We start from the raw sequence: 24,684 nt of genomic DNA, 5'->3' as shown, positions 1-24,684 counted from the left end.
CCGGTCAGAGCCGGTCAGAGCCGCAGCACGCGGCCCGCGACGACGAGGTGCACCTCGTCGCAGGCGGCGGCGACGCGCTGGTTGACCACGCCCAGCAGGTCGCGGAAGAGGCGTCCGGAGCGGTGCTCGGGCACCACGCCGAGGCCGACCTCGTTGGTCACCAGGACGACGTCCTGCTCGCACCGCACGAGCGCCTCGACGACCTCGTCGGCGCGCGCCAGCACCAGGTCGTGGACGGCGTCGGAGTCGTCCTCCCACGCGTCGTGGGCGTCGATGATCGCGGTGAGCCAGGTGCCGAGGCAGTCGACGAGGAGCGGGTCGCGGGCCTCGGCGAGGACGCCGGCGAGGTCCTGCGTCTCGACGGTACCCCAGGAGTCGGGGCGGCGGGCGCGGTGGGCGTCGATCCGCGCGGCCCAGTCGGGGTCCTGCTCCCGGTCGGGGGGCGTGCCGGTGGCGACGTAGGTGGCAGGTGCGCCGCCGATCAGGTCCTCGGCGTGGGTGGACTTGCCCGACCGCACGCCGCCGGTGACCAGGATCCGCATGGCGCGATCCTGTCAGGTCGCCGCGGATCGGACGCAGCCGCATGGGTACGGGTCGACATGACCGCCGACGACCCGACCCCGTCCCGTCCCGCCGACACCGCCAGCGACGCGGCCGCCGACACGACCGCCGACTCCACGGTGGGGAGCGATCGCCCGCTCGCGGTCGTGACGGGCGCCTCGAGCGGCATCGGCCTCGAGCTCGCCAAGCAGTTCGCCGAGCACGGCTTCGACCTCCTCGTCGCGGCCGAGGACGACGAGATCACGGTCGCCGCGGCCGTCCTGCGGGCCGAGGGCGGCGGGGAAGTGGAGGCGGTGCAGGTCGACCTGCGCAACGAGCAGGGCGTGGCCGCCCTCTACTCCGCCATCCGCGCGGACGGCCGCCCGCTGGCCGCCATCGCGCTCAACGCGGGTCACGGACAGGGCGGCGCGTTCGTCGACACCGACCTCGCCGACGAGCTCTCGATCATCGACCTCAACGTCGTCTCGACGGTGCGCCTGGCCAAGCTCGTGCTGCGCGACATGGTCGCGGCCGACGCGGGCCGCGGGCTGGTGACGTCGTCGATCGCCTCGACCATGCCGGGCTCCTTCCAGGCGGTCTACAACGCGTCCAAGTCGTTCCTCCAGTCCTTCACCGAGGCGCTGCAGAACGAGCTCAAGGACACGGGGGTCACGCTCACCTCGCTGATGCCCGGCCCGACGGACACCGACTTCTTCGAGCGCGCCGACATGGCCGACGACACCGCGGTCGGCACGTCGAAGAAGGACGACCCCGCGCAGGTGGCCCGGCAGGGCTTCGAGGCGCTGATGGGCGGCAAGGACCGGGTGGTCGGCGGCGGGCTGAAGACCAAGGTCCAGGAGGCCGCCGGCAAGGCGATGCCCGACAAGCTCAAGGCGGCCATGCACCGGAGGATGGCCGAGCCGGGCTCCGGCGACTGACCGGACCGCCCGGCCCCCGGGCGCCGGTCAGGCGGTGGCCGCCGCCAGCACCAGCACGGCGAAGGAGACCTCCACGGCCGCGCCGAGCACGTCGCCGGTGATCCCGCCGAGGCGGCGTACGCACCGCAGCAGCAGGGCGAGCACGACGCCCACCACTGCCAGCAGCCCTACGACGGTCGAGGCGCCCGAGCCGAGGCCGTGGCCCGCGAGGGCCACGACGGCGCCGCACACCAGGACGGACGCGACGGCGGCGACGACCGGCACCGAGCCGATGTAGGTGGCACCCAGGCCGTCGGCGCGGGCCGTGGGCACACCCCGCACGCACGACACGGCCAGCGCGACGCGCGAGACGCACACCAGCAGCCCGACGACCCACCAGCCCTGGTCGTCGCGCACGACGGCCGTGAGCCCGGCCGCCTGGAGCCCCGTGACGAGCACGACGGCGACGACGCCGGCCGGGCCGACCGGGCCGGTGCGCATCACCTCGAGCGAGCGGGCGGGGGAGTAGGAGGCGGTGAGTCCGTCGGCGGTGTCGGCGAGCCCGTCCCAGTGGAACGCCCGGGTGCCCAGCGCCAGCGTCAGCACCACGCCGTACGCCGTCGCGAGCGGCGGCAGGCCGATCCAGCCGCCGGCCAGCACGACGACCGCCGCGGCGGCAGCGAGCGGCAGCACGGCCAGCGGCGCGAGGAGCATCGCCAGCCCGGCGACCCCGCGGTCGACCCGGCCCGGGGGCGGGACCCGCACGGCCGTGAGGGTCCCGGTCGCGAGCAGCCAGGCGTCGCGGAGGATCACGAAGGCATGATCTCCGACAGCAGCGCCACGTCGCGCAGGACGGCGATCGCCGAGCGCAGCACCGGGACGGCGGCGACCGCGCCGGACCCCTCGCCCAGGCGCATGCCGAGGTCGAGGACCGGCTCCAGGCCCAGGGACTTGAGGGCGTGCGCCTGCGCCGGCTCCGTCGAGCGGTGCCCGGCCAGCCACCAGGCCGCGGCACCCGGCGCGTACGCCTCGGCCACGACCGCGCAGGCGAGCGCCATCAGGCCGTCGAGGAGCACCGGGACGCCCCGCCTGGACGCCTCGACCAGGAAGCCGACGGTGGCGGCCAGGTCGGCGCTGCCGAGCGCGGCGAGCACCTCGACCGGGTCGGACGTGCGGCCCTGCACGCGAGCCAGCGCCTGCGCGATCACGTCGCGCTTGCGGTGCCAGCCCTCGTCGTCGATGCCCGTGCCGCGACCGGTCACCTCGTCGGCGGGCAGCCCGAGGGTGGCCGCCACGAGCGCCGCCGCGGCCGTGGTGTTGCCGATGCCGAGGTCGCCGGTCATGAGCAGCTGAGCGCCGTCGGCGACCTGCTCCGCGGCCAGCTCGGCGCCGAGCGCCAGCGAGCGCTCGGCCTCGTCGCGCGTGAGGGCGTCGGCCAGGTGGATCGGCTCCGAGCCGCGGCGCACCTTGCGGGCGGTGACCGCGTCGGGCAGGTCGTCGAGGTCGGCGTCGACGGCGACGTCGACCACGCTCACCGCCACGCCGTGCGCCCGCGCCAGCGCGCTCACGCCCGCGCTCCCGGCCACGAGGGTGCGCACCATGGCCTCGGTGACGGCCGCGGGGTAGGCCGACACCCCGTGGGCGGCGACACCGTGGTCGCCGGCCAGCACCACGAGGCGTACGTCGGTCAGCGGAAGCGGGGGGACGACGCCCTGGGCGGCACACAGCCACACCCCGAGCTCGCCGAGGCGGCCGAGGGCCCCGGGCGGGGTGGCGAGTGCGGCGAGGCGATCGCGGGCGAGGGCGGCGGTCTCGGACGAGGGCGGGGCGACGTGCAAGGACTGGGTCATGGCGCCACCAGCCTAGTGAGGCGCGCGTGCGGCCCGCCTGCCAGGCTTGCCCGTGTGACCGGCCACTCCGTCCTGCAGCTCCCGGTGCCGGCGCTGGAGGAGTGGGTGCGCCAGCGCACCGCCCACTACGACGCCGGCTTCGTCTCCGCCGACCCGCGCTTCGGGCACGCGCACATCACCGCGCTGGGCCCCTTCGCGCCCAGCCCGACCGACGCCGACCTCGCGACCGTCGCGGCACTCGCGGCGGCGACCCCGCCCGTCGAGGTCAGGCTGGCGCGGCTGGACCAGTTCCCCAGCGGGATCATCCACCTCGTGCCCGAGCCCGACGCGCCACTGCGGGAGCTGACCGCGCGCCTGGTCGCCGCGTTCCCCGCCTGGCCGCCGTACGGCGGGGAGTTCGGCACCGACGTGCGCCCCCACCTGACCGTGGACGCGGCATCCGACGACGTCGACCTCGCCTCCACGGCGGCCCTGCTCGCGGGCGTCGTGCCCGTCGACGTCGTGCTCGACCGGCTCCAGCTCGCCTGGTGGGAGACCGACCGGTGCCACGTGCTGGCGGAGTGGCCGCTCGGTCGTTGAGCGGACGTGACAGGATCACCCCATGGCTTCCTGGGCACACCTCGAGATCACCGTCGACGACCAGGGCAACGTGGAGGTCGGCGGCTACAACGCCGACCCCGAGGCCCTCGTCGAGGACACCGAGTCGTGGGAGGACCTGCTGTCCACCCTCGGCCTCAACGGCTGGGAGCTGGTGCAGGTCATCCCGGGCGTCGAGACCACCTACTGGTTCAAGCGCCAGTCCTGACCCCGGCGTGAGCGAGGTCCACGACCGCTTCCGGGCGGCGTCGGCGGGCGCCGAGTGGATCTTCCACCGCCCGCCGTCGACGCCCGCCGCGATGCTGCGCGATCTGGCCGACTTCGCGGAGGCCCACGACATCGGGTGGGACCGCTACGGCGAGCGCGGTGCCGTCGCCGCGCTCGAGGACCGGGTCGCCGACCTGCTCGGCAAGCCGGCGGCCGTGATGTTCCCCAGCGGCGTGATGGCCCAGCAGGTCACCCTGCGCGCCTGGTGCGACCGGGCGGCCTCGCGCCGCGTCGCCCTGCCCGACCTCTCGCACCTCGTGCGGCACGAGCAGGACGGTCCCCGGCGGGTGCTGGGTCTGGACCTCGAGTGGCTCACCACGGGTCCCCACACCGCGACCGCCGACGACCTCGCCGCCATCGGCGGGCGCCTCGGGGCGGCGCTGGTCGAGCTCCCGCTGCGCGACGCCGGGTGCCTGCTACCGCCGTGGGACGAGCTCGTCGCCCTCTCCGCCGCCGCCCGCGAGCGGGGCGTGCGGCTGCATGCCGACGGCGCCCGGATCTGGGAGTCCGTCTCCTACTGGGGGCGCGACCTGGCGGAGGTGGCCGAGCTCTTCGACTCCGTCTACGTCTCGCTCTACAAGGGGCTCGGCGGCTCCAGCGGCGCGCTGGTCGCCTGCCCCGAGGACCTGGTCGGGGAGCTGCGGTCGTGGCGGCAGCGGATGGGCGGCACGATCTACTCCATGACGGCCGCGGCGCTGGGCGGGCTCAAGGGCCTGGACGAGCACCTGTCCGGCTTCGGTGCGCACCGTGCCTGGGCGGTCGGGCTCGCGGCGGCGCTGCGCGAGCGCGGCTTCCGCACGGTCCCCGACGAGCCCCACATCGCCACCTTCCTCGCCTACGCACCCGGCACGGCCGACGAGGTCAACGAGCGCGTCATCGCCTTCGTCGAGGAGCGCGGCCTCGTCCCCTGCGGGCTGTGGAGCGGCGCCGACGTGCCGGGGTGGGTGCAGACGGAGCTGACCTGCTACGAGACGGCGGGCCGACGCGACCCCGCCGAGGTGGCCGACACCATGGCCGTTGCCGTGGGGCTGGGCTCGGCTCACCCCTAGCCGGGCGGTGCCCGCCGCGCCTCCGGGCGTCGCGGGGCCGTGGCCTAGATTCCTCCCGTGAGTGCCCAGGCCCCAAACGCTGTGATCCTCGTCCGCGCGACCAGCTTCGTCCCCAACCCCGCGACCGCGGCCGACAACGCGTTCCAGTCCGAGGCGCCCGAGGGCCAGTCCGACTACACGACGGCGGAGAAGGCCCTGACGGAGATGGACGCGCTGGCCGCCGCGCTGCGCGAGGTCGGCGTACGGGTGCACGTCTTCGACGACGACGACCACACCCGCCCCGACAGCGTGTTCCCCAACAACTGGGTCTCCACCCACGCCGGCGGCACCGTGGCCGTCTACCCGATGTACGCCTCCAACCGCCGCCACGAGCGGCGCGCCGACGTGCTGGAGCTGCTGAAGTCGGAGTACCGCGTGCAGGCGATCATCGACTACTCCGGCCTGGAGCCGGACGGCGTCTTCCTCGAGGGCACCGGCGCCATGGTGCTCGACCACGTCTCGCGGGTGGCCTACACCGCGCGCAGCCACCGCGCCGACGTCGCCGTGCTGGAGCGGTTCTGCACCGACTTCAACTACGAGCCGATGGCCTTCGACGCCGTCGACTCCGACGGCGTGCCGGTCTACCACACCAACGTCCTGGCCTGCATCGGCACCGACGTCGCGCTGATCGCCCTCGAGATGATCCCCGACGAGCACCGACGCGAGCAGGTGCGCGAGCGCCTCGCCGTCACCGGGCGGACGATCGTGGAGCTCACCGAGGCGCAGGTCCGCGAGTTCGCCGGCAATGCCGTCGAGCTGTGCGGTCGTACGCCGGACGGCAGGCGTCGCTACGTGATGGCGATGTCGGCCCGCGCGCGGCGCTCGCTGCGCCCCGAGCAGGTGGCCGCGATCGAGGAGACGTGCGAGATCGTCTCGGTCGAGATCCCGACCATCGAGCTGGCCGGCGGGTCGGTGCGGTGCATGATCGCCGGGATCCACCTCGACCGTCGCCCGCCGCTCGCGGAGGCCGAGCTCACCGAGGCCGTCGAGGCGATCAACGTCGACGACCCGATCACCCCGGACGGCCGCTACGTGGCCAAGGACTACGTCTGACCTGTCCCGCCAGCCGCCGCGCACGTGCGGGCCGAGCGGGCGCTCGCGGGGAGCCCGCCCGCAGTCCTCAGGCGCGGGTGACCTGCACGACGGCCGGCCGCGGGCCGGCGAACGCCCCGGCCACGGGCCGCGCGCCGACGGGCACGTAGTCGGGGAAGCGGGACTGCGGCGCCGCCCACGAGCCGTCCTCGCCGGGGTGCTGCACGGCGACGAACACCGAGTCGTCCCGGTCGCGGATCACCGGGCCGCACGTCTCCGCCCCCGCCGGCACTGCCAGGAACTGCTGCACGCGACCGCGTTCGGGGCCCTCGACCGGCACCTTGAACAGCCCGTCGCCGAGCCGGATCGCGCTGGGCTGGCCGTCCGTGGAGACCCACAGGTTGCCGCGGCTGTCGAAGGCGACGTTGTCGGGGCAGGAGATGGGTGAGACCGGCCCGGTCCAGCCGCCGAAGTAGCGCCCGGCCGAGGCGGCGTCGCCGCAGATGAGGAACAGGTTCCAGCCAAAGGTGTCGGCCGTGTGGTCGCCGCCGGTGGGGATCATCTCCACCACGTGGCCGTCCTTGTTGGCCGCGCGCGGGTTGGGCTCGGTCGGTCCCTCCTTGCCGACCTTGCCGCGGTCGGTGTTGTTGGTGCAGGCGACGTAGACGCGACCGTTGTGCGGGTTGGGCTCGACGTCCTCGGGACGGTCCATCTTCGTCGGCTGCACGGTGTCGGCGGCGAGGCGGGTGTAGACGAGCACCTCCTCGATCGAGAAGCCGGGCACCACCGAGCGGCCGCCGCGGGTGAGGGGGATCCACTCCCCGGTGCCGTCGCTCACCCCGTCGGCCAGGCCGTCGCCGCTGAACCGGGCCACCGACAGGTCGCCCTCGGACAGCAGCCGGAGGTTGTGCCGACGGGCCTTCGTCCCGGCGCCGCGGCGCATGGTGTCGCGCGAGACGAACCGGTAGACGTAGTCGAAGCGCTCGTCGTCGCCCATGTAGGCCACGACGTGCCCGTCGGAGCTGACGACCACGCTGGCGCCCTCGTGCTTGAAGCGACCCATCGCGGTGTGCTTGACGGGCACCGAGCTCGGGTCGGTCGGGTCGACCTCGACGATCCAGCCGAACCGGTTGGGCTCGTTGCGGTAGTCGGCCGTGGTCGCGTCCCACCGGGGGTCGACCGAGCGCCAGTTGCGGGAGTCCTGGGTGGGGGACAGGCCGTAGCGGGTCTCCCGCGGGTCGGTGCCGGTGGCGCGGAAGTACTGGTTGACGTTCTCCTCGCCCGAGAGCACGGTGCCCCACGGCGTCGTCCCGCCTGCGCAGTTGTTCATCGTGCCGCGCACGGTGCGCCCGGACGGGTCGGCCGCGGTCCTCAGCAGGTCGGACCCGGCGGCGGGACCGTCGACCGCGAACGGGGTGTCGAGGGTGATCCGGCGGTTGAGGGGCGCCCCGGGGACGTAGGTCCACACGTCGCCGCGCCGACGGCGGCGCAGCTGCACCACGGACATGCCGTGTGCGGCCCACGCGGTGCGGATCGCGGTCGCGGGGTCGGTGCCCGGCGGGAACATGATGGCCTCGTTGGTGTACTCGTGGTTGCACACCAGGAGCGCCTCGGTGCCGGCGCGGTTGGTCTCGATGATGTCGAGGTAGTCGTTGTTGTAGCCGAACTGGACGGCCTGCGCCTCGGGCGTCTGGCGGCTGCCGTCGAACGCCGGGGCGCCCGGCAGGATCGGGTCGCCCCACCGCACGATGGCGTTCCAGCGGTACCCGGCGGGCACCGTGACGTCGTCGACGGTGGTCGCGGCGGGCGCAATGGGGGTGAAGGCAAGCCGGCCGGGCCTGCCGTGCCCGCCCTTGTCCGGAGCCGGGCCGGCGGGCGGGCGCGGGGTCGCCGCGGCGTGCGCCACCGGCACGGCGGTGAGCGCCGCGACGGACAGGCCGGTGCCGAGCACCGAGCGGCGGCTGAGGACGGTCGCGGCGATGTCGCGGAAGTAGGTGGTCTCGGTGGTGTTGGGCGCCGGGGCCGCGCAGGCGTCACCGCACCGCAGGTGGCAGGTCACCGCGCTGCGGGCACCGTGGGTGAGCCCCGCCATCGGCAGCGGGGCACGGGTGGGGCTCTGGGTGGGGTGCTGCGTGGGGTGCTGCGTGGGGTGCTGCGTGGGGTGCTGCGTGGGGCGCTCGGGCATGGCGGCCTCCGGGGGAGTGGGACGGGCGGACGGCCCGACTCTCCTCATCCGGGGTGACGCCCCGAGGGACCGGCGGGTGGACAGTGCGTGAACGTCCGCCGGCCCCTCGGGGACCGTCAGTGCCCGTGCCCGTGCCGGTGCCCGGTCCGCACGTCGAGCCAGACCAGGCGGTGGTCGGTGACCGGGAAGGGGTAGGTGCCGACCAGGCGGAACAGCGGGTCGGCCGCCACCGGCCAGAAGACGCCGGCGCCCGCGACGGCGAGGCGGCTGCTCGGCAGCACGTAGTCGGCGCGCAGGTTGCCGGGTCCGTCCCTGGTGGGGTCGTCGTCGAAGTCGGCGGTGTCCTCGGCGGCCGGGCCGCGGTGGCCGACGTTGGTGCCACCTTGGAGCCGGGCCTGCTCCACCGCGCCGGGCGACCTCGGGTGGGGGTCCTGGATCCGCGGGTGCTCGAGCAGCTGGAGGATCGCCCGGTCGTAGGAGTCGCCGTCGAACGGGTCGGCGTTCTGGTCGCCCGCGATCACGAAGTCCTGGCCGCGCCCGAGGCCACCCGTGCGGCCGGCGTCGTCGTAGATGTAGGACGCCGCCCTGCCGCCGCTGACGTAGTCGGCCCAGAAGCGGATCTCGTCGTGGTTGCGCCGACCGTTGCGGTCCTCCGTGCCGTCGAAGCTGGGGGGCGTCGGGTGGGAGACGAGGAAGTGGACCGGCGTGCGGCCCGGGATGCGGATCGGCACGTCCCAGTGCGACTTCGACGACAGCCGGAGCACGTCGAGCTCGGCGGGGGAGTACCAGTCCGCCGGTGCGGCGGTGGCCGGGTCGTCCGGCAGCGCCGCGCCCGGCATGTCCTTCCAGAGGAACCGCTGGAAGGTACGCACCTCCTCGGTGGCGATCGGGTACTTCGAGTAGACGACCATGCCGTACTGGCCCGGGAAGAGGCCGAACCCCAGCGAGTCGTCGCCGCCCGCCTGGGTGCCGGGGGTGCCGACGACGCCGTTGTTGTCGAGGTCGAAGCCGCTCGGCACGCCGGTGTTGCTCGGCGCGACGTAGTAGTAGGGGTAGTCCACCGGAGCGGCGCCGTTCTGGCCCACGGCGAGGTAGTTGTCGCGGAACAGCTCGGCCGCCTCGCCGTCCGCCGCGTAGTCGAACTCGTTGACCAGGACCACGTCGGCGTCGGCGCGCTGGATGGTCTCTGCTGCTCCGGCGGCCTGCGGGTCGCCGGGCGTCGAGAGGTCCGCCACCAGCCGGCCCTCGGTGCCGCGGTTGAGCGAGGCGTTGAAGGTGGCGAAGCGGACCTCCGTGGACCGGTGCGGCTGGCCCGCCTTCCCCGGCTTGCCGGGCTTGGTGCTGCCCGGCCCCGCGGTGGCGGGCGGGGCGAGGGCGGCCCCGCCGAGTCCGGCGACGGTGAGGGCCGCGACGGCGGCGAGGACGAGGCGGGTGGGCCGAGAGCGCATGGGTGGTGCCTTCCGAGTCAGGGAGTCGCCAACGTACGACGCGCCCGCCCGGTCGTGGAAGACGGGTGCGGCCGTCCACATCGCTGCCACGGCACCGAACCCACGACGGGCCCTGCGATGCTGTCGCCCGTGATCCCCAGCCCCCGCCGTACGGCCATGCTCCTCGTCGGGTGCGTCGTGCTCGGCACCGGCGTCGCGCTGCTGCTGGCGGCGGACCTGGGCTCCGACGGCTACTCGACGTTCGTCAACGGCCTCACCCTCACCTCCGGGGTGGCCTTCTGGATCGTCAACCTGGTGGTCGGCGTGGTGCTGGTGCTGCTGGCGATGCTGCGCGGGGTCCGCCCGGGGGTCGGCACGGTCGTCCAGGTGGTGCTCGTGGGTGTGGTCGTGTCGGCGGTGCTCGACCTGCTCGAGACGCCCGACGCGCTGGGGTGGCGCGTGGCGCTGCTCGTCGCGGCGTTCCCGGTGCTCGCGGTGGGCATCGCCCTCTACCTCGGCAGCCACACCGGCGCCGGCCCGGCGGAGGCGGCGGCGCTCGCCTGGGACCCGCCGGTGCCCTTCCGGTGGAGCTACAGCGTCGTGCAGGGCGGGGGAGCGCTGGGCGGCTGGCTGCTCGGCGCGACCGTGGGCGTGGGGACGCTCGCGGTGATCCTGCTCCTCGGCCCAGCGGTGGACCTCACGGCGCGCATCCTGTCGCTGGATCTCCACCAGGAGACGGATCCCCCCGACCGGCGCGCGACCTAGTCTGGCCGGCATGCTGATCTGCGAGGAACTGTTCCTGCTGCTGCGACGCGACGACGGCAAGCCCGAGAGCGCCATGGCGCAGCGCGGCTACGGCCTGGCCGCTGCCGTCATCACCGACCTGGTGGTCGCCGAGCGGATCACCCTGAGTGAGGACAAGGACCCCCGGATGACCGTGCTCGTGCCGGGACCGGTCGGGCACCCGGCGCTCGACGCCGCGATGCGGCGCCTGGAGCAGAAGGACGGCAAGAAGCTGTCGTCGCTGGTGACCGACGGCAAGCTCGCTGTCGAGCGTGAGGTGGCCGTGGCGCTGAACGCGGCCGGGACGATCGGCATCGAGGAGAAGCGCGCGCTCGGCCTGGTGCCGGAGAAGTACCCCGTGCGCGACCCGGAGCCGGAGCGACGCCTCCGCGAGAGGCTGCGGGTCGTCCTGCAGGGCAGCACCCCGACGCCCGCCGACGCGAGCCTGCTCTGCATCCTGCAGGGCCTCGAGGTGGCGCCGAAGGTGCTCGAGGCCGAGAAGGGCACCCTGGGCAGGAAGGACCTCAAGCGGCGCATCGAGGAGATCTCCACCGACGTCGTCGCGGGTGGGGCGGTGGCGAAGGCCGTCGCGGCGATGAACACCGCGATGATGACGGCCGTCATCGTGCCGATCGTGGTGACGAGCGGCAACTGATCGGCTCGCCGCCCGGGTCTGTCGGGTCCGCCCGGTCTGCCGGTCCGGACGTGGAGCGGTCGCGAGACCGCAGCACACTGCGCAAGGGCTGCGGTCCCGCGACCCCGGACGGGAGATCAGGCGGTCAGCTCGGCGTGCTCGCTGCTGCGCCCCGACGCCGGCTGCGTGATCTCGATCTTGCGGGGCTTGGCCTTCTCGGCGACCGGGACGACGAGCCGCAGCACGCCGTCGGTGTAGGACGCCTCGATGCGATCGAGGTCGAGGTTGTCGCCGAGCACGAGCTGGCGGCTGAACGCGCCGCGCGGGCGCTCGGAGGCCAGCGCCTCCCAGTCACCGTTGCGGGCGACCCGCTCGGCGCGCACGGTGAGGACGTTGCGCTCGACGTCGAGGTCGATGCTGTCGGCGTTGACGCCGGGGAGGTCGAACTCGATGACGAAGCGGTCACCCTCGCGCCACGCGTCCATCGGCATCACCGCGGGACGGTTCGTCGTGCCCAGCAGCTGCTGGGTGAGCCGGTCGAGGTCACGGAACGGGTCAGTGGTGCGAAGCAACATCGTCTCCTCCTGGTTCTTGCCGGGGTGGACCCTCGGTCCACGACCTGTATCGTTGGTTACAGGTTTCTTATAGCCCATCTGTCAGACTTGGGCAAGCCCCTCGGCGACACCGGCGAGGGAGGCGACCAGGACGACCGACGACGACCCAGGAGGTGCCCCGCGTGGCGGCTGACGACCACGGCGTGTACGCCATCTCCGTGGCGGCCTCGATGGTCTCCATGGAGATCCAGAACCTGCGTGTCTACGAGCGGCGCGGGCTGCTGAGCCCCGACCGCACGGCGGGCGGCACGCGGCTCTACAGCGCCGACGACGTCGCGCGCCTCGAGCGGATCCGCGACCTGCTGGCCGACGGGCTCAACCTCGCCGGCGTCGCGCGGGTGCTGGACCTCGAGGACGAGGTCGACCGGCTCCGGGCGCGGCTCGACGAGCCGGGCGACGAGCCGGGCGACGAGCGGCGGGAGTCAGCCTGAGGCCGGGCGGCCGGTGAGCACCCGCACCGCGAAGTCGGTGGTGAAGTCGTTGTCGAGGAAGCCGACCACCTGGGTCACCCGGTCGAGGTCGAGCGGCAGCAGCCCCCGCGAGCCGGGCACGTCCGGCGTCAGCCCGAGGTCGAGGTCGTCACGCCCCGACATCATCGCCACGTTGAAGTCGTAGCGCTCGCGGGCACCGTCCGCGCGCAGGCGGCGTACGACGGTGCCGCCGACGCGACGACCGCCCGTCTCGGCCGCCCAGTCGTCCAGCGCCGCACGCAGCCCGTCGCCGTCGTTGTGGTCGACATCGGCCCAGGCGGCGTCCATCGACCCGGCGACGTCGAGCAGGATCGCGGCCGTCTTCTCGCCGATGCCCTGCACGCCGGGCAGGTTGTCGCTGGAGTCGCCGCGCAGCGCCGCGAACGCGAGGTAGTTGGCCGGGCGGACGCCGTAGAGGTCGAACAGGCGCGCGGGGTTGAGCATCGGCGAGCCGTGGATGCCGCCGTCGATGAGGCGCAGCACCCGGGTGTGGTGGCTGATGTGGGCGAAGGCGTCGCGGTCGGAGGTGATGATCACGCAGTCCCAGCCGTTGGCGGTGGCCCAGGTGGCCCCCGAGGCGTTGACGTCGTCGGCCTCCAGCCCGGGCGGGGTCACGGTCGCGAGCCCCAGCGCGTCGAGGAGCGCGGCGGCCCGGTCGAGCTGGTCGACGAGCTCGGGGTCCTTCTCGGCCCGCCCGGCCTTGTAGTCGGGGTAGCGGTCGCGGCGCAGCGAGCCGGTGCGGTCGTCGAGGCCGAACACCACCGCGTCGGGAGCGAACGAGTCGATCGACTCGAGGATCTGGCGCAGCATCCCGTGCAGCGCCCAGATGGGCCGGCCCTGGCGGTCGCGCAGCCCGGTGTGCGAACGCGCGTGGTGGTTGCGGTGCAGCAGCGACGGCGCGTCGACGACGAGCAGCAGGCGTCGGGACCGCGTCATCGAGCGGTGGGGTGCGCCGGGCCGGTCATGCGCCCACGATAGCGACCGGCCCGCGTACGACCGCGTCCTAGGCTCGGGGGTGACAACCCCGTCCACCCGAGGAGTGAGACCTTGATCTTCATCACCGCGAAGTTCCCCGTGAAGCCCGAGCACGCCGACGACTGGCCCGAGCTCTCGCGCGCCTTCACCGAGGCGACGCGCGCCGAGGAGGGCTGCCTGTGGTTCGACTGGTCGCGGAGCCTGGCCGACCCCCGCGAGTACGTCCTCGTCGAGGCCTTCCGCGACGGTGCGGCCGGGGCGGCGCACGTCGGCTCGGAGCACTTCAAGGCCGCCCAGGCCGAGCTCCCGCAGTACCTCACCCGCACCCCGGACATCGTGAGCACCGAGGTCGACCAGGACGGCTGGAACGAGCTCGGCGAGATGCGGGTCGGCTGACCGGTGGGCGGGTGAGGTGCCGCGGCCCGGTCAGGAGGGCGGGTGGCTGACGTCGACGACGAGGCGCGCCGGGTCGGCGAGCGCGAACACCCGGAAGGGGCGCGCGTCGCCGTCGAGGCCCACGAACACCTGGACGTATCCCTCGAACCAGCCACCCACGCGGACCTCGGCGAGGTCGCCGGACGGCCCGAGGCGACGGGGGGTCTCGTAGGACCCCGGCTCGGGCATGGCGGTGCCGGACGCGCTGATCGTCAGGACGCGGTCACCCGCGAGCGGCACGATCTCGCCGCTTCCCTCGGCGACGGCCCGGTCGGCGTACTCCACGCCCCAGCCCGGCGCGCCGCTGCCGGCGAAGTCCAGCACCAGCCGGTCGAAGCCGTCGTGCTCCCCGAGGCGCACGTCCGCCAGCTGCAGGTCCCACTCGCCCGAGGGCTTGTTGAACTGCACCTCGGTGGCCGGACCGAACGGCGGCCCGTCGGGCGTCGGGGGCTCGGTCGTCGGCTCCGTGGTGGGCTCGGTGGTGGGCTCGGTCGTGGGCTCGGTCGTGGGCTCGGTGGTGGGCTCGGTGGTGGGCTCGGTGGTGGGCTCGGTGGTGGGCTCGGCCGAGGCGGACGGGTCGGTGGCGCTCGCCCGGCTGGGTGCCTCGCCGGTGCCGCAGGCCGCCAGCAGCAGCCCGCCCGCCATCACGGCGACTGCCGCGCCCACGCCTCGTCGCATCGTCGTCCCGTCGTCCGGTAGCCCTCGGGTCGCTCCTCGCGCCCCGTGCGCCCAGCCTAGGGGCCGTGGCCTCGGGTGCGCGTGACCCCGGGCGCCGGCGGTCACGGGTCACGGACGGAGCAGGACCTTGCCGCGTCGCCCCGGCGTCGCGCTGGCACGCGCGGCGTCGGCGATCTCGTCGAGGCCGTAGACCTTCTCGACCGGCAGCGTCAGCGCCCCGGACGCGATGCCGGTGACCAGCTCGCCCATCAGGGCGGCCCGCTTGTCGCGCGACATGGCGGGGAAGACCTTGCTGCCCCAGAAGCCCTTGATGGTGACCTGCTTGAAGATCACGTCGCCCGAGCCGATCTCCATCGTGGGCGACGCCATCGCGCCGAAGACCACCAGCACCCCGTCCTCCGCGAGCAGCGAGACGATGTCGCCCGCCGAGGCGCCTCCGACGGAGTCCACACCGGCGACGACGGGCGCCTCGGCGACGATCTCGCGCACCCGGTCGCGCCAGCCGTCGTCGTCGGTCGCGACGACCCGCTCGATGCCCTGCTCACGCAGCTCGGTGACGCCGTCGGAGCGGCGGACCAGGCCCAGGACGTTGACGCCGCGCGCCGCGGCCAGCTGCGCGACCAGACGGCCGACGGCGCCGTTGGCGGCGTTCTGCACGATCCAGTCGCCCTCGGAGACCTCGAGGAAGTCGAGCAGCGCGATCGCGCTGAACGGCATCGAGACCAGCTGCGCGGCGGCCTCGTCGCTCAGGCCGTCGGGCACCGGCGTCAGCGCCGCCGCGGGCGCGACGACCCGCTCGGCCCAGGCGCCGAAGCTGCCGCCCGTGGCGACGCGCTGGCCCACCGCGAGGCCGTCCACGCCCTCGCCGAGCGCCTCCACGACCCCGACCGCCTCGGTGCCGGCGCGGGCCGGCATCTCGGGCTTGTAGCCGTAGCTGCCACGCACCGTCCAGAGGTCGTGGTTGTGGATCGGCGAGAGCAGCACGCGCACGAGGGCCTGGCCCGGCCCGGGCTCGGGGTCGGGCACCTCCTGGACCGAGAGCACCTCGGAGGGGTCGCCGAACCTGGGCTGGACGAGTGCGCGCATGGGAGTGCCTTCCGGTGTGATGGTGGTCGAACGGGTACGTAGGGCCACAACCACCGAACCGTGGCGGCTATGCCGGAGGCTGCCCATGGGGGTGAGGTCGGGCCGGCGTGACCGGCGCACGCTGGTGGCATGCCCGCCGACTCGACACCCGACGCGACACCAGATGCGTCCGCGACGGCTGACCTGACAGCTGACGTGGACCGGCGGCTCGAGGCGAGCATCCTCGACCTGCTGGCGCGACGCGCGCGCACCTCGACGATCTGCCCGTCCGACGCGGCGCGGGCGGTCGGCGACGCGGACTCGTGGCGTGAGCTGATGGAGCCGGCGCGCAGGGCGGCCCGGCGCCTGGTCGACCGGGGCCAGGTCGAGATCACCCAGGGCGGCCGGGTCGTCGACCCGTCCACGGCCACGGGGCCGATCCGCATCCGCCTGCGCTGAGCCGCCCCCGCGGCCACCACGCGGCTGCGTCATCCGCGCGGTGTGCGCGTGTGGGACGGCCGCGCACGGGGTACTGCCGGGACCGACGTTGAGCAGCGGGCGTCGTCTCCTTCGCACGGGGGGATCGTGATGCGCCGAGCCGCCACCGTCCGCTTGTCTCCCGACGAGCACTGCGCCGTCCACCACTTCATCCGCGTCCACGGCCGCAGGCCGACGGCCGACGAGCTCCGCAGCGAGGTCGTCGCCGCGAGCGCGGCACGACCGCAGGATCCCCGCGGCGCGGTGCTGGGCCGGCTCCGCTGTCGGCTGGGCGGACTGATCGCGCGGCTCTGAGCACGCCGCTGCGCCGGTTGACGTGTGCACCCGCGAGGGGGTGCGATGGGCGCCGACCCGAGCCGTGCGGAGGGGAGTGCCATGACGGACACCGAGCAGGTGCGCGACCTCGTCCACCGGTGGGCGACGGCGGTCCACGACGGTGACCTCGAGGGCGTGCTGGCCGACCACGCCGACGACATCGTGATGTTCGACGTGCCGCCGCCGCACGCGGGGGTACGCGGGCTGGCCGCCTACCGGGAGGTGTGGCCGCCCTTCTTCGAGTGGCAGCGCTCGGGGGCGCTCTTCGAGATCGACGAGCTCGAGGTGGAGGCCGGCGGGGACGTGGCCTGGGCCTTCGCGCTGCTGCGCTGCGGCACCCCCGAGCAGCTCGCAGCCCGCCCCGACCAGCGGCTGCGGCTCACCCTGGGCGTGCGCCGCGAGCACGGACGCTGGGTGGTCGCCCACGAGCACCACTCGTTCTGCGACACCTCGTCGCCGACCGACTGACCCGACTCCGCTCCAGGCGGATCCGCCCCCCGCAGAACGCCCTGTGGCGGACGCCCGGCACCGGTCAGGCTGGCGGCATGACCACCCACACCACCTCCGGCATCGAGGACGAGCTCGTCCGACGCCTGATGCTCCAGCGGATCATCGTCCTGGGCGAGGAGCTGCGCGAGGACAACGGCAACCGGCTCATGCACCAGCTGCTGCTCCTGTCCGCCGAGGACCCCCGCGCCGACATCAGCCTCTGGATCAACTCCCCGGGCGGCTCGGTGTCGTCGATGCTCGCGGTCCACGACGTCATGCGGCTGATCCCCAACGACGTCAGCACGCTCGCGATGGGCATGGCCGCCAGCGCCGGGCAGTTCCTGCTCTCCGCCGGCACGCCGGGCAAGCGCTACGCGCTCCCGCACTCCCGGGTCCTGCTCCACCAGGGGTCAGCGGGCATCGGCGGCACCGCTGTCGACATCGAGATCCAGGCCGACGACCTGCGGCACACGCGCGACACCGTCCTCGGGCTCATCTCCGAGCACACCGGGCAGGACCGCGACACCGTCGAGCGCGACTCGCGCCGCGACCGGTGGTTCAGCGCCCCCGACGCGCTGGCCTACGGGTTCGTCGACCAGGTGATCAGCTCGATGGACCACGTGACGCCCACGCGCGCCCGCACCGTCGGCCTGGCGGGTGCGCGATGAGCAGCTACGCGATCCCGTACGTCGTGCAGCAGACGCCGCGCGGCGAGCGCACGCTCGACCTCTACTCCCGCCTGTTGTCCGAGCGGATCGTCTACCTCGGCACCGAGATCGACGACGGCGTGGCCAACACGGTCATCGCCCAGCTGCTCCACCTGGCCTCGGAGAACTCCGAGCTCCCGATCAGCCTCTACGTCAACTCGCCCGGCGGGTCGATCACCGCGATGCTGGCGATCTACGACGCGATGCAGTTCGTGCGGCCCCCGGTCGAGACCGTCTGCGTCGGCCAGGCCGCGTGGACCGCCGCGGTCCTGCTGGCCGGGGGAGCGCCCGGTCGCCGCGCGATCCTGCCCCACGGCCGGGTGGTGCTGCACCAGCCCGCGACGCAGGGACGCGGCACCATCCCCGACCTGATCCTGGAGGCCGACGAGGTGGCCCGCGTACGGCTGCTGCTCGAGGAGGTGCTGGCCCGGCACACCGGCCGTACGGCCGAGCAGATCCGGCAGGACACCGACCGGACGCTCGTGCTGCCGGGAGCGGCCGCGGTCGACTACGGGATCGTCGACACCGTGCTGCACGAGCAGGGCCCGGCGCTCGGCTGACGCAGCGGGGCCGGGGCCTCGGGCGGCTCGGCCCGGCTCAGGCGGCCAGGGCGAGGGCGTCCGGGCGGCCGGCCCGCACCGCGAGGCGCCGCACGCTCAGCTCGAGCGCGCCTGCGATGGCGTGCAACATCTCCGACGACGGGTCCTTGAGGCCACGCTCCACCTCGGAGAGGTACTGCACCGACACGCCCGCGCGGCCCGCGACGTCGACGAGCCGCTCGCCGCGCCGACGGCGCTCGCGGTGCAGCTCGCGTCCCACGAGCTCGCGCCACAGCGGCTCCGGCTCGTCCACCCGGTCGGCTGCCCGCTCCAACCGGTCCACCCGATCGGGCTGCCGGCGCACCCGGCCGTCCGAGCCGTCGTGACCGGTCGCGGGATCGGGGAACCGCACGATGTCTCCCATGCACTCGAACCTAGCCGCTCGGCGTCGGTCGCCGGGCGCGTTCTGCTCAGCGCGGAACGTCCGCCGGGCCCTTCACGTGCCGCAGAAGGTCTGGTAGCCGGCGAACGAATCGGGAGCCGGCTCGGCGTAGCGCTCCAGCCCCGGACGCTCGTCGTAGGGCGAGGTGACGGCCTCGACCAGCCGGTCGAACGGGGCGAGGTCGCCCGCGGTGGCGGCGTCGAGCGCCTCCTCCACGAGGTGGTTGCGCGGCACGTAGACCGGGTTGGTCCGGTCCATCGCCGTCGCGTCGGGTCCCAGGCGCAGCCACCGGGCGGCCCACGCGTCGAAGGCCGCGAGGTCGAGCACCAGGCCGCGGGCGGGCTCGGTGTCCCCGCGGGCGGCGGCGCCGAGGGCGCGGAAGAACGACGTGTGGTCGACGTGCTCGGCCTGGAGCAGGCCGGCCAGGTCGGCGACGATGCTCGACGCCTCGGCCGGGTCGACGTCGTCGGGCAGGCCCAGCTTGGAGCGCATCCCGACCGACCACGCGGTGGAGTAGAGGTCGCGGAACCTGCCGAGCGACTCGACCGCGAGCGCCACCGCCGCGTCCTGGTCGTCGGCGAGGAGCGGGAGCAGGGCCTCGGCGAAGCGGGCGAGGTTCCACTCCGCGACGACGGGCTGGTTGCCGTAGGCGTAGCGCCCGCCGGTGTCGATGGAGCTGTAGACCGTCGCGGGGTCGAAGGCGTCCATGAACGCGCACGGGCCGTAGTCGATCGTCTCGCCGGAGATCGTCATGTTGTCGGTGTTCATCACGCCGTGGACGAACCCGACGTGCATCCATTGCGCCACCAGCGCGGCCTGGGCGGCGACCACGGAGTCGAAGAGCGCGAGGTGGGGGTGGTCGGCCTCGGCCGCGGCCGGGTGGTGGCGGGCGATCGCGTGGTCGGCGAGGCGGCGCAGCAGGTCGACGTCGTCGGTCGCGCGGGCGTACTGGAACGTGCCCACCCGGAGGTGGCTGCTCGCCACCCGCGCCAGCACGGCGCCCGGCAGCACCGTCTCGCGCCGCACCGGACGGCCGGTGGCGACGACCGCGAGGCTGCGGGTGGTGGGGATCCCGAGGGCGTGCATGGCCTCGCTGACGACGTACTCGCGCAGCATCGGCCCGACCGCGGCGAGACCGTCGCCGCCGCGGGAGAACGGCGTGCGGCCCGAGCCCTTGAGGTGCAGGTCGCGCAGCCGCCCGGCGTCGTCGGCGAGCTCGCCGAGCAGGAGGGCGCGGCCGTCGCCCAGGCGCGGTGAGTAGCCGCCGAACTGGTGGCCGGCGTACGCCTGCGCCACAGGAGTGGCGCCCTCGGGGAGGAGGGTGCCGGTGAGGAGCCCGAGGCCGTCGGCGCGCAGCCAGTCCGGGTCGAGGCCGAGGTCGGCGGCGAGCAGCGCGTTGAGGGCGAGCAGCCGGGGATCCGGGGTGTCGACGGCCTGCCACGGCAGGGCCAGCTCGGGCAGCTCGCGCGCGAAGCGGCCGTCGAGGACGAGGGTCGGGGAGGGAGCCGAGGTCACCTCCTCGACTGTACGCCGACGGCGGGGACCGTCCGTACGTCAGCCGCCGCCGGCGGGCAGGGGCTCGAGCATGATGTCGGGGTTGTCGCGCGCGGTGACCATGGCCCGCCACTGGTCGACGAAGAGGGCGAGCCGGGTGCCGTCGCGACGCTCGAGCACCTCGACGCCGCGCTTGCCGGCCAGGGCGCTCGCCCCGTCGGCGTCGGTGCGGCGGGCGACCTGGTAGTCGAGCCGGGAGAACCGGATGGGCGAGTTGAACTCGTGGGTCATCCGGTCCTCGACGACCTCGAACTGCATCGGGCCGACGGCGGCGAGGACGGGGTTCTGGTCGCCGCGCAGGTCGGAGCGGAGGACCTGCACCACGCCCTCCTGGTCGAGCTGCTCGATGCCGCGGCGGAACTGCTTGTAGCGGCCGATGTCGCCGGCGCTGGCGGTGACGAAGTGCTCGGGCGCGAAGGTCGGCACCGGCGGGTACTCGATCGCGTCGCCGACGTAGACGGTGTCGCCCACCCGGAGGGACTGGGCGTTGACGAAGCCGATGATGTCGCCGGGCTCGGCGGTCTCGACCGCCGCGGTGTCGCGGCCGAAGACCGACTGGGCGAACTTCGTGGCGAACGGGCGCCCGCTGCCGGCGTGGGTGACCACCATGCCGCGCTCGAACGTGCCGGACACGACGCGGGCGTAGGCGAGGCGGTCGCGGTGGGCGTTGTTCATCCCCGACTGCACCTTGAAGACGAAGGCGCTGAAGTCGTCGCGGGTCTCGCGGACCGACCCGTCGACGCCCATGGTGGCACTGGGGTCGGGGGCGATGTCGAGCAGCAGGTCGAGGAGCTGGGCCACGCCGAAGTTCTGCAGTGCCGAGGCGAACATGACGGGCGTGGTCTGGCCGGCGAGGAACCGCTCCTGGTCGTGGTCGGCCTCGTCGAGGGAGAGCAGCTCGTGCTCCTCCACGGCAGCCGCCCAGGTCGCCGCGTCGGCGTCGTCGACCTCGTCGGCGCCCATCCGCCGCTCGGGCGCCCGGGTCGCGCCGCCCGCGGTGCGGGTGTACTTCACGAACTCGCCCGTACGTCGGTCGAGCACGCCGCGGAAGTCGCCGGCCTCCCCGACGGGCCAGGTGAGGGGCGTGGGCCGCAGCCCGATCTTCTCCTGGATCAGGTCCATCAGCTCGAGCGCCGAGAGGCCCGGGCGGTCCCACTTGTTGATCACCGTCATGACCGGGATGCCGCGCAGGGCGCAGACCTTGAAGAGCTTGAGCGTCTGCGGCTCGAGCCCCTTGCCGGCGTCGACCAGCATCACGGCCGAGTCCACGGCCGACAGCACGCGGTAGGTGTCCTCGGAGAAGTCGCTGTGACCGGGGGTGTCGACGAGGTTGACCACGTGGTCGCGGTAGACGAACTGGAGCGCGGCCGAGGTGATCGAGATGCCGCGGGCCTTCTCCATCGCCATCCAGTCCGACACGGTGGCCCGCCGGTCGCCCTTGCCGTGCACGGCCCCCGCCTCGGTGATGACCCGGGCGTGCAGGGCGAGCGCCTCGGTCAGCGTGGACTTGCCTGCGTCGGGGTGGCTGATGACCGCGAAGGTCCGGCGAGGGCGGGTGTCGGGCACCGCGCGAATCTACCGGCCCGGGGCCCGGACCTCCGCTTCGTCGGCGGCTGCGAGACCTGCGTCATACGTCTCGGGTGGCGGGTGCTGGCTGGGTGCGTCAGTCGTCGTGGAGCCCGACGATGACGCGGGCGAGGCGGACGGCGGGGACGCCGGCACGGCGGGCGGCGTCCTCGAGGTCGGCGCGCGCCTGGGCGACGGGGATGTCGCGCTGGGCCGCGACGAGCCCGGTGGCGGCGTCGAGCAGCGCCGACTCCTCGAGGTGCGCCGGTGCCTCCTGCGCCACTGTGCGGGTGGTGAACGAGAGGTCGGCGTTGGTGACCGCGCCGGGGGCCCAGGCCCCGAAGGCGTCGGCCAGCTGCTGGTGCCGGTCGACGAACGTGTCGGGGGCGGCGCCGTAGAGGTTGACGGTCGCGACCACCTCGTCGTCGACGACGACCGGGAGCGTGAGGGTGCTCTGCACCCCGGCTGCGGCGCTGGCCCGGGCGAAGGCGTGCCAGCGCGACTCGCTCAGCAGGCCGCCGGGAGAGGTGGTGATGCCGTGGCCGAGGTCGATGGCGTCGACGCACGGACCGCTGCTGACGTACTGCACCGCGTCGAGGGTGGCGATCTCCTCGTCGGACGCGACCAGGGTGAAGGTCACGCCGAGCTCGCGAGAGGCCAGGCTCACCCCGACCAGTCCCGGCGCGACGCGGCGGGCAGTCTCCGTGGCGCTTGCCAGGGTCTTCGACAAGGCGACGTCGTCGACGTGGGCATCGAGGTCGTCCAGGGCGCGCAGCGTCTCGGGGATCGGTTCCACGCTCGTCAGTACCCCGCGAGGCGCACCGGCATGCCGCGGCCGCTCAGTCGCCGCGGACGCTCTCGTTGGTCGAGCGCACGAGGGACTCGGCGACGTCGCGCAGCTTGTGGTTGCTCGTCGAGGAGGCGCGCACCAGGAACTGGAAGGCCCGGTCCTCGTCGATGTGGTAGCGCTCCATCACGATGCCGATGGCCTGCCCGATGAGCTTGCGCGAGGCGATGGCCTCCTGGAGGTGGTGCTGCTCCTGGGCGTGGCCCAGCGCGATGGACGCGTGGGTGGCGAAGAGCCGGGCCGCCTGGACCGCGTCGGGGTCGATGTCGTCCGAGCTGGTCGAGTAGAGGTTGAGCCCGCCGAGGGTGCGGCCGTCGTCGTAGAGGTGGATGCCGAGCTGGGAGCGCAGGCCGTGCTCGACGGCGCGCGGCACGTAGTGGGGCCAGCGCTGGTCGTGGCGCAGGTGCTCGACCACGATGTCGTGCGCGTCGGTGACGGAGTCGTAGCAGGGGCCCTCGCGCAGCTCGTACTGGATGCTGTCGAGGTCCCACACCAGCGGCCCGGTGCCGGCCCGCGTCTCGATGGTGCCGTCGCGGTGGGTGATCGAGATGCCGACGTGGTCGAACCCCGGCACGGACGAGCGCGTCGCCAGCACGATGGCGTCGAGCGTCTCCTCCAAGGTCGTGCGCCGGTTGATCGTGGCCGCTGCCTGGGCCAGCCCCTCGGCGAGGGACAGGGTGCTCTCGGTCATGGCGGTTCCGATCCGGTCAGTGCATCGCTGGGCCGGCACGCGACGGCTGTGAGGCCACGGTGCCGATCGTAACCCCGGCCGTGCCCCGCCGCCGTCCAGCGCGGCAACCCCGCAGCGGTGCACGGCATGAGTCGTCGTAACAGGGGTACCGCCAGTCGCAGGTGGTGGTGGTCTCCGGAGGTCGCCAGCGCTGAGACCCGGGTGCTCAAGAAGTGGGCACCCGGGTCGCCCTCCTCGCCGCGTGGGTCCTCAGCCGGCCTGCCGGGCGAGCGCGGAGTCGACCGCGCGGGGGGACAGCACCGAGTCGAGCGCGAGCCGCACGCAGCCGACGAGGCCGGCGCGATCGCCGTACGCCGCGGGCACCACCTGCAGGTCGCGGCCGGCGAGTGCGGTGGTGGCGCCGAAGACACCCTCGCGCAGCCCGGCGGAGAACGTGTCGAAGGCGCCCGCCATGTCGCCGCCCACCACGACGACGCGCGGGTTGAGCACGGTGGTCACCGCGGCCAGCGCCTCGCCGATGTGGAGTCCCGACTCGCGGACGACGGACCGGGCCCGGCCGTTGCCGCGACGTGCCGCGGCCACGAGGTCGCGCACGTGGCCGACGTCGTCGCCCGCCTCGCGCAGCCGCTCGACCAGCGCCCAGCCGCTCGCCACGGTCTCCAGGCACCCCGTCTCGCCGCAGCGGCAGCGCAGGCCGGCGGCCGCGGGCACCTTGACGTGCCCGAGCTGGCCCGCGGCGTCGCGGTGCCCGCGCACCAGCCGACCGTCGGTGACGATCGCCAGCCCGATCCCGGTGGAGGCCTTGAGCACGAGGGCCTCGTCGTGGTCGAGCACCGTCGGCGCGACGTCGCCTCGAGCGGGCGGAAGCTGTGAGAGCGCCATCACCCGCATGTCGTTGTCGAGGGTGAGGGGCGCGTCGGTGACCTGCCGGAGGTAGGGCGCGAGCGGCACGCCGTCCCACCCGGTGAGCGCGGGGGAGTCGACGCTCATCGCGCGCGCCGGGTCGACCGTCCCGGCCAGCGACATGCCGACACCGCGCACGTCGCCGCCGCGCCGGCCCACCTCGGCCAGCATCCGGTCGAGGTGCTCGGCCACGAGCGGCATCAGGACGTCGGGTCCCTGCCCGGTCTCCTGGTCCAGGCTGACCGCGGCCAGCTCGTCGCCGTCGAGCGAGCACACCGACAGCTGCGACCGGCTGCGGCCGACCGCGACGCCGAGGACCAGGCCGGCGGCGCTGTTGAGCACGAGGGTGGTGGCCGGGCGCCCGCCGGTGGCCGACTCCTCGCCGCCCTCGAGCACCAGCCCGGCGTCCGCGAGCGCAGTGAGGCGGGCGTTGACCGCCGTGCGGGAGAGCCCGGTCACCCGACCGAGGGCGCCGCGGGTGGCCGCGCGGCCGGAGCGGATCAGGGCCAGCACCTCGCCGGCGGTCGCCGCGGGCACGGCCGGAGCGGCGGAGGGCGGAGGGCTCGGGGTCATGGT

Annotated in this window: 30 protein-coding genes; 15 read left to right on the top strand and 15 right to left on the bottom strand. The window is 74.2% G+C overall.

Annotation, left to right across the window (positions count from 1 at the left end):
- Positions 1-14 precede the first annotated feature (14 nt).
- Positions 15-542, bottom strand: a complete 528-nt coding sequence (gene cobU / locus AC4H2S_RS12550) for a bifunctional adenosylcobinamide kinase/adenosylcobinamide-phosphate guanylyltransferase (RefSeq protein WP_491497315.1) — start codon at positions 540-542, stop codon at positions 15-17.
- A gap of 57 nt (positions 543-599) precedes the next feature.
- Between cobU and AC4H2S_RS12545 the strand changes: the two genes are divergently transcribed.
- On the top strand, positions 600-1,478 hold the full coding sequence (locus AC4H2S_RS12545) for an SDR family NAD(P)-dependent oxidoreductase (RefSeq protein ID WP_491497314.1): 879 nt from the start codon (positions 600-602) through the stop codon (positions 1,476-1,478).
- Between the two features lie 27 nt (positions 1,479-1,505).
- On the opposite strand, the gene AC4H2S_RS12540 is transcribed toward AC4H2S_RS12545, so the two are convergent.
- Both AC4H2S_RS12540 and cobT read right to left on the bottom strand, forming a co-directional pair.
- Positions 1,506-2,270, bottom strand: coding sequence for an adenosylcobinamide-GDP ribazoletransferase (locus AC4H2S_RS12540; protein ID WP_491497313.1), 765 nt, complete (start codon positions 2,268-2,270; stop codon positions 1,506-1,508).
- Positions 2,267-3,307: a nicotinate-nucleotide--dimethylbenzimidazole phosphoribosyltransferase gene (gene cobT, locus AC4H2S_RS12535; protein WP_491497312.1), complete on the bottom strand. Its 1,041-nt coding sequence runs from the start codon at positions 3,305-3,307 to the stop codon at positions 2,267-2,269. The genes AC4H2S_RS12540 and cobT overlap by 4 nt, the downstream gene beginning before the upstream one ends.
- Before the next feature lie 54 nt (positions 3,308-3,361).
- Between cobT and AC4H2S_RS12530 the strand changes: the two genes are divergently transcribed.
- The 4 genes from AC4H2S_RS12530 to ctlX are packed head-to-tail and all read left to right on the top strand — an operon-like array spanning position 3,362 to position 6,312.
- A complete protein-coding gene (locus AC4H2S_RS12530) occupies positions 3,362-3,886 on the top strand; it encodes a 2'-5' RNA ligase family protein (protein WP_491497311.1) in 525 nt (174 codons plus the stop codon).
- A 22-nt stretch (positions 3,887-3,908) separates the two neighbouring features.
- A complete protein-coding gene (locus AC4H2S_RS12525) occupies positions 3,909-4,112 on the top strand; it encodes a hypothetical protein (RefSeq protein ID WP_491497310.1) in 204 nt (67 codons plus the stop codon).
- Between the two features lie 7 nt (positions 4,113-4,119).
- Positions 4,120-5,220 (top strand): threonine aldolase family protein, encoded by a 1,101-nt coding sequence (locus AC4H2S_RS12520; RefSeq protein WP_491497309.1) that lies wholly within the window; start codon positions 4,120-4,122, stop codon positions 5,218-5,220.
- 57 nt (positions 5,221-5,277) lie between these two features.
- Positions 5,278-6,312, top strand: coding sequence for a citrulline utilization hydrolase CtlX (gene ctlX / locus AC4H2S_RS12515; RefSeq protein WP_491497308.1), 1,035 nt, complete (start codon positions 5,278-5,280; stop codon positions 6,310-6,312).
- Between the two features lie 67 nt (positions 6,313-6,379).
- Here ctlX and AC4H2S_RS12510 read toward each other — a convergent pair whose 3' ends face one another.
- Positions 6,380-8,476, bottom strand: a complete 2,097-nt coding sequence (locus tag AC4H2S_RS12510; RefSeq protein ID WP_491497307.1) for a PhoX family protein — start codon at positions 8,474-8,476, stop codon at positions 6,380-6,382.
- A gap of 116 nt (positions 8,477-8,592) precedes the next feature.
- Positions 8,593-9,924, bottom strand: a complete 1,332-nt coding sequence (locus AC4H2S_RS12505) for an endonuclease/exonuclease/phosphatase family protein (RefSeq protein ID WP_491497306.1) — start codon at positions 9,922-9,924, stop codon at positions 8,593-8,595.
- A gap of 129 nt (positions 9,925-10,053) precedes the next feature.
- Between AC4H2S_RS12505 and AC4H2S_RS12500 the strand changes: the two genes are divergently transcribed.
- Positions 10,054-10,668, top strand: coding sequence for a DUF6198 family protein (locus tag AC4H2S_RS12500; RefSeq protein WP_491497305.1), 615 nt, complete (start codon positions 10,054-10,056; stop codon positions 10,666-10,668).
- A gap of 10 nt (positions 10,669-10,678) precedes the next feature.
- On the top strand, positions 10,679-11,341 hold the full coding sequence (locus AC4H2S_RS12495) for a GOLPH3/VPS74 family protein (protein ID WP_491497304.1): 663 nt from the start codon (positions 10,679-10,681) through the stop codon (positions 11,339-11,341).
- A 116-nt stretch (positions 11,342-11,457) separates the two neighbouring features.
- Here the strand turns inward: AC4H2S_RS12495 and AC4H2S_RS12490 are convergent, their stop codons facing one another.
- On the bottom strand, positions 11,458-11,895 hold the full coding sequence (locus AC4H2S_RS12490) for an Hsp20/alpha crystallin family protein (protein WP_491497303.1): 438 nt from the start codon (positions 11,893-11,895) through the stop codon (positions 11,458-11,460).
- Positions 11,896-12,056: 161 nt separating this feature from the next.
- On the opposite strand from AC4H2S_RS12490, the gene AC4H2S_RS12485 reads away from it, so the two are divergent.
- Positions 12,057-12,365, top strand: a complete 309-nt coding sequence (locus tag AC4H2S_RS12485; RefSeq protein ID WP_491497302.1) for a MerR family transcriptional regulator — start codon at positions 12,057-12,059, stop codon at positions 12,363-12,365.
- On the opposite strand, the gene AC4H2S_RS12480 is transcribed toward AC4H2S_RS12485, so the two are convergent.
- Positions 12,357-13,340, bottom strand: coding sequence for a 5'-3' exonuclease (locus AC4H2S_RS12480; protein WP_491497301.1), 984 nt, complete (start codon positions 13,338-13,340; stop codon positions 12,357-12,359). The two genes, AC4H2S_RS12485 and AC4H2S_RS12480, sit on opposite strands and share 9 nt — an antisense overlap.
- A 111-nt stretch (positions 13,341-13,451) precedes the next feature.
- Here AC4H2S_RS12480 and AC4H2S_RS12475 point away from each other — a divergent pair, with 111 nt between their 5' ends.
- A complete protein-coding gene (locus tag AC4H2S_RS12475) occupies positions 13,452-13,775 on the top strand; it encodes a putative quinol monooxygenase (RefSeq protein ID WP_491497300.1) in 324 nt (107 codons plus the stop codon).
- A 30-nt stretch (positions 13,776-13,805) separates the two neighbouring features.
- Here AC4H2S_RS12475 and AC4H2S_RS12470 read toward each other — a convergent pair whose 3' ends face one another.
- Positions 13,806-14,174, bottom strand: coding sequence for an AMIN-like domain-containing (lipo)protein (locus tag AC4H2S_RS12470; RefSeq protein ID WP_491497379.1), 369 nt, complete (start codon positions 14,172-14,174; stop codon positions 13,806-13,808).
- Positions 14,175-14,226: 52 nt separating this feature from the next.
- On the opposite strand from AC4H2S_RS12470, the gene AC4H2S_RS12465 reads away from it, so the two are divergent.
- A complete protein-coding gene (locus AC4H2S_RS12465) occupies positions 14,227-14,577 on the top strand; it encodes a glycine zipper domain-containing protein (protein WP_491497299.1) in 351 nt (116 codons plus the stop codon).
- Positions 14,578-14,600: 23 nt separating this feature from the next.
- Here the strand turns inward: AC4H2S_RS12465 and AC4H2S_RS12460 are convergent, their stop codons facing one another.
- Positions 14,601-15,578 carry a zinc-binding dehydrogenase gene (locus AC4H2S_RS12460; RefSeq protein ID WP_491497298.1) on the bottom strand — a complete coding sequence of 326 codons (978 nt, stop codon included), beginning with the start codon at positions 15,576-15,578 and terminating at the stop codon, positions 14,601-14,603.
- Positions 15,579-15,707: 129 nt separating this feature from the next.
- Here AC4H2S_RS12460 and AC4H2S_RS12455 point away from each other — a divergent pair, with 129 nt between their 5' ends.
- From AC4H2S_RS12455 to AC4H2S_RS12435, 5 genes are all read left to right on the top strand, one after another.
- Positions 15,708-16,016 carry a DUF3253 domain-containing protein gene (locus AC4H2S_RS12455; protein ID WP_491497297.1) on the top strand — a complete coding sequence of 103 codons (309 nt, stop codon included), beginning with the start codon at positions 15,708-15,710 and terminating at the stop codon, positions 16,014-16,016.
- 129 nt (positions 16,017-16,145) lie between these two features.
- Positions 16,146-16,349 carry a hypothetical protein gene (locus AC4H2S_RS12450; protein ID WP_491497296.1) on the top strand — a complete coding sequence of 68 codons (204 nt, stop codon included), beginning with the start codon at positions 16,146-16,148 and terminating at the stop codon, positions 16,347-16,349.
- A gap of 81 nt (positions 16,350-16,430) precedes the next feature.
- Positions 16,431-16,838: a YybH family protein gene (locus AC4H2S_RS12445; protein ID WP_491497295.1), complete on the top strand. Its 408-nt coding sequence runs from the start codon at positions 16,431-16,433 to the stop codon at positions 16,836-16,838.
- A 77-nt stretch (positions 16,839-16,915) separates the two neighbouring features.
- Positions 16,916-17,527, top strand: a complete 612-nt coding sequence (locus AC4H2S_RS12440) for a ClpP family protease (protein ID WP_491497294.1) — start codon at positions 16,916-16,918, stop codon at positions 17,525-17,527.
- On the top strand, positions 17,524-18,126 hold the full coding sequence (locus tag AC4H2S_RS12435) for a ClpP family protease (protein WP_491497293.1): 603 nt from the start codon (positions 17,524-17,526) through the stop codon (positions 18,124-18,126). The genes AC4H2S_RS12440 and AC4H2S_RS12435 overlap by 4 nt, the downstream gene beginning before the upstream one ends.
- A 37-nt stretch (positions 18,127-18,163) precedes the next feature.
- Here the strand turns inward: AC4H2S_RS12435 and AC4H2S_RS12430 are convergent, their stop codons facing one another.
- The 6 genes from AC4H2S_RS12430 to AC4H2S_RS12405 form a co-directional block, all read right to left on the bottom strand.
- Entirely contained in the window at positions 18,164-18,529 is a 366-nt protein-coding gene (locus AC4H2S_RS12430) for a helix-turn-helix domain-containing protein (RefSeq protein WP_491497292.1), read from the bottom strand.
- A 72-nt stretch (positions 18,530-18,601) separates the two neighbouring features.
- On the bottom strand, positions 18,602-20,062 hold the full coding sequence (locus AC4H2S_RS12425) for a protein adenylyltransferase SelO (protein WP_491497291.1): 1,461 nt from the start codon (positions 20,060-20,062) through the stop codon (positions 18,602-18,604).
- A 39-nt stretch (positions 20,063-20,101) separates the two neighbouring features.
- A complete protein-coding gene (locus tag AC4H2S_RS12420; protein ID WP_491497290.1) occupies positions 20,102-21,667 on the bottom strand; it encodes a peptide chain release factor 3 in 1,566 nt (521 codons plus the stop codon).
- Positions 21,668-21,764: 97 nt separating this feature from the next.
- On the bottom strand, positions 21,765-22,463 hold the full coding sequence (locus AC4H2S_RS12415) for a GAF domain-containing protein (RefSeq protein ID WP_491497289.1): 699 nt from the start codon (positions 22,461-22,463) through the stop codon (positions 21,765-21,767).
- A 43-nt stretch (positions 22,464-22,506) separates the two neighbouring features.
- Positions 22,507-23,205: an ANTAR domain-containing protein gene (locus tag AC4H2S_RS12410; RefSeq protein WP_491497288.1), complete on the bottom strand. Its 699-nt coding sequence runs from the start codon at positions 23,203-23,205 to the stop codon at positions 22,507-22,509.
- Between the two features lie 249 nt (positions 23,206-23,454).
- Positions 23,455-24,681 carry an ROK family protein gene (locus AC4H2S_RS12405; RefSeq protein ID WP_491497287.1) on the bottom strand — a complete coding sequence of 409 codons (1,227 nt, stop codon included), beginning with the start codon at positions 24,679-24,681 and terminating at the stop codon, positions 23,455-23,457.
- Between the last annotated feature and the right edge of the window lie 3 nt (positions 24,682-24,684).

Source organism: Nocardioides sp. Z13_37 (assembly GCF_058355585.1).
This window is presented reverse-complemented; position numbering and strand designations above follow the sequence as displayed.

Excerpts from the sequence above, each read along its gene's own strand:
- cobU (WP_491497315.1), bottom strand. The coding sequence starts at position 542 with ATGCGGATCCTGGTCACCGGCGGCGTGCGGTCGGGCAAGTCCACCCAC.
- AC4H2S_RS12545 (WP_491497314.1), top strand. The coding sequence starts at position 600 with ATGACCGCCGACGACCCGACCCCGTCCCGTCCCGCCGACACCGCCAGC.
- cobT (WP_491497312.1), bottom strand. The coding sequence starts at position 3,307 with ATGACCCAGTCCTTGCACGTCGCCCCGCCCTCGTCCGAGACCGCCGCC.
- AC4H2S_RS12525 (WP_491497310.1), top strand. The coding sequence starts at position 3,909 with ATGGCTTCCTGGGCACACCTCGAGATCACCGTCGACGACCAGGGCAAC.
- AC4H2S_RS12510 (WP_491497307.1), bottom strand. The coding sequence starts at position 8,476 with ATGCCCGAGCGCCCCACGCAGCACCCCACGCAGCACCCCACGCAGCAC.
- AC4H2S_RS12505 (WP_491497306.1), bottom strand. The coding sequence starts at position 9,924 with ATGCGCTCTCGGCCCACCCGCCTCGTCCTCGCCGCCGTCGCGGCCCTC.
- AC4H2S_RS12495 (WP_491497304.1), top strand. The coding sequence starts at position 10,679 with ATGCTGATCTGCGAGGAACTGTTCCTGCTGCTGCGACGCGACGACGGC.
- AC4H2S_RS12490 (WP_491497303.1), bottom strand. The coding sequence starts at position 11,895 with ATGTTGCTTCGCACCACTGACCCGTTCCGTGACCTCGACCGGCTCACC.
- AC4H2S_RS12480 (WP_491497301.1), bottom strand. The coding sequence starts at position 13,340 with ATGACGCGGTCCCGACGCCTGCTGCTCGTCGTCGACGCGCCGTCGCTG.
- AC4H2S_RS12460 (WP_491497298.1), bottom strand. The coding sequence starts at position 15,578 with ATGCGCGCACTCGTCCAGCCCAGGTTCGGCGACCCCTCCGAGGTGCTC.
- AC4H2S_RS12455 (WP_491497297.1), top strand. The coding sequence starts at position 15,708 with ATGCCCGCCGACTCGACACCCGACGCGACACCAGATGCGTCCGCGACG.
- AC4H2S_RS12450 (WP_491497296.1), top strand. The coding sequence starts at position 16,146 with ATGCGCCGAGCCGCCACCGTCCGCTTGTCTCCCGACGAGCACTGCGCC.
- AC4H2S_RS12445 (WP_491497295.1), top strand. The coding sequence starts at position 16,431 with ATGACGGACACCGAGCAGGTGCGCGACCTCGTCCACCGGTGGGCGACG.
- AC4H2S_RS12440 (WP_491497294.1), top strand. The coding sequence starts at position 16,916 with ATGACCACCCACACCACCTCCGGCATCGAGGACGAGCTCGTCCGACGC.
- AC4H2S_RS12435 (WP_491497293.1), top strand. The coding sequence starts at position 17,524 with ATGAGCAGCTACGCGATCCCGTACGTCGTGCAGCAGACGCCGCGCGGC.
- AC4H2S_RS12430 (WP_491497292.1), bottom strand. The coding sequence starts at position 18,529 with ATGGGAGACATCGTGCGGTTCCCCGATCCCGCGACCGGTCACGACGGC.
- AC4H2S_RS12410 (WP_491497288.1), bottom strand. The coding sequence starts at position 23,205 with ATGACCGAGAGCACCCTGTCCCTCGCCGAGGGGCTGGCCCAGGCAGCG.
- AC4H2S_RS12405 (WP_491497287.1), bottom strand. The coding sequence starts at position 24,681 with ATGACCCCGAGCCCTCCGCCCTCCGCCGCTCCGGCCGTGCCCGCGGCG.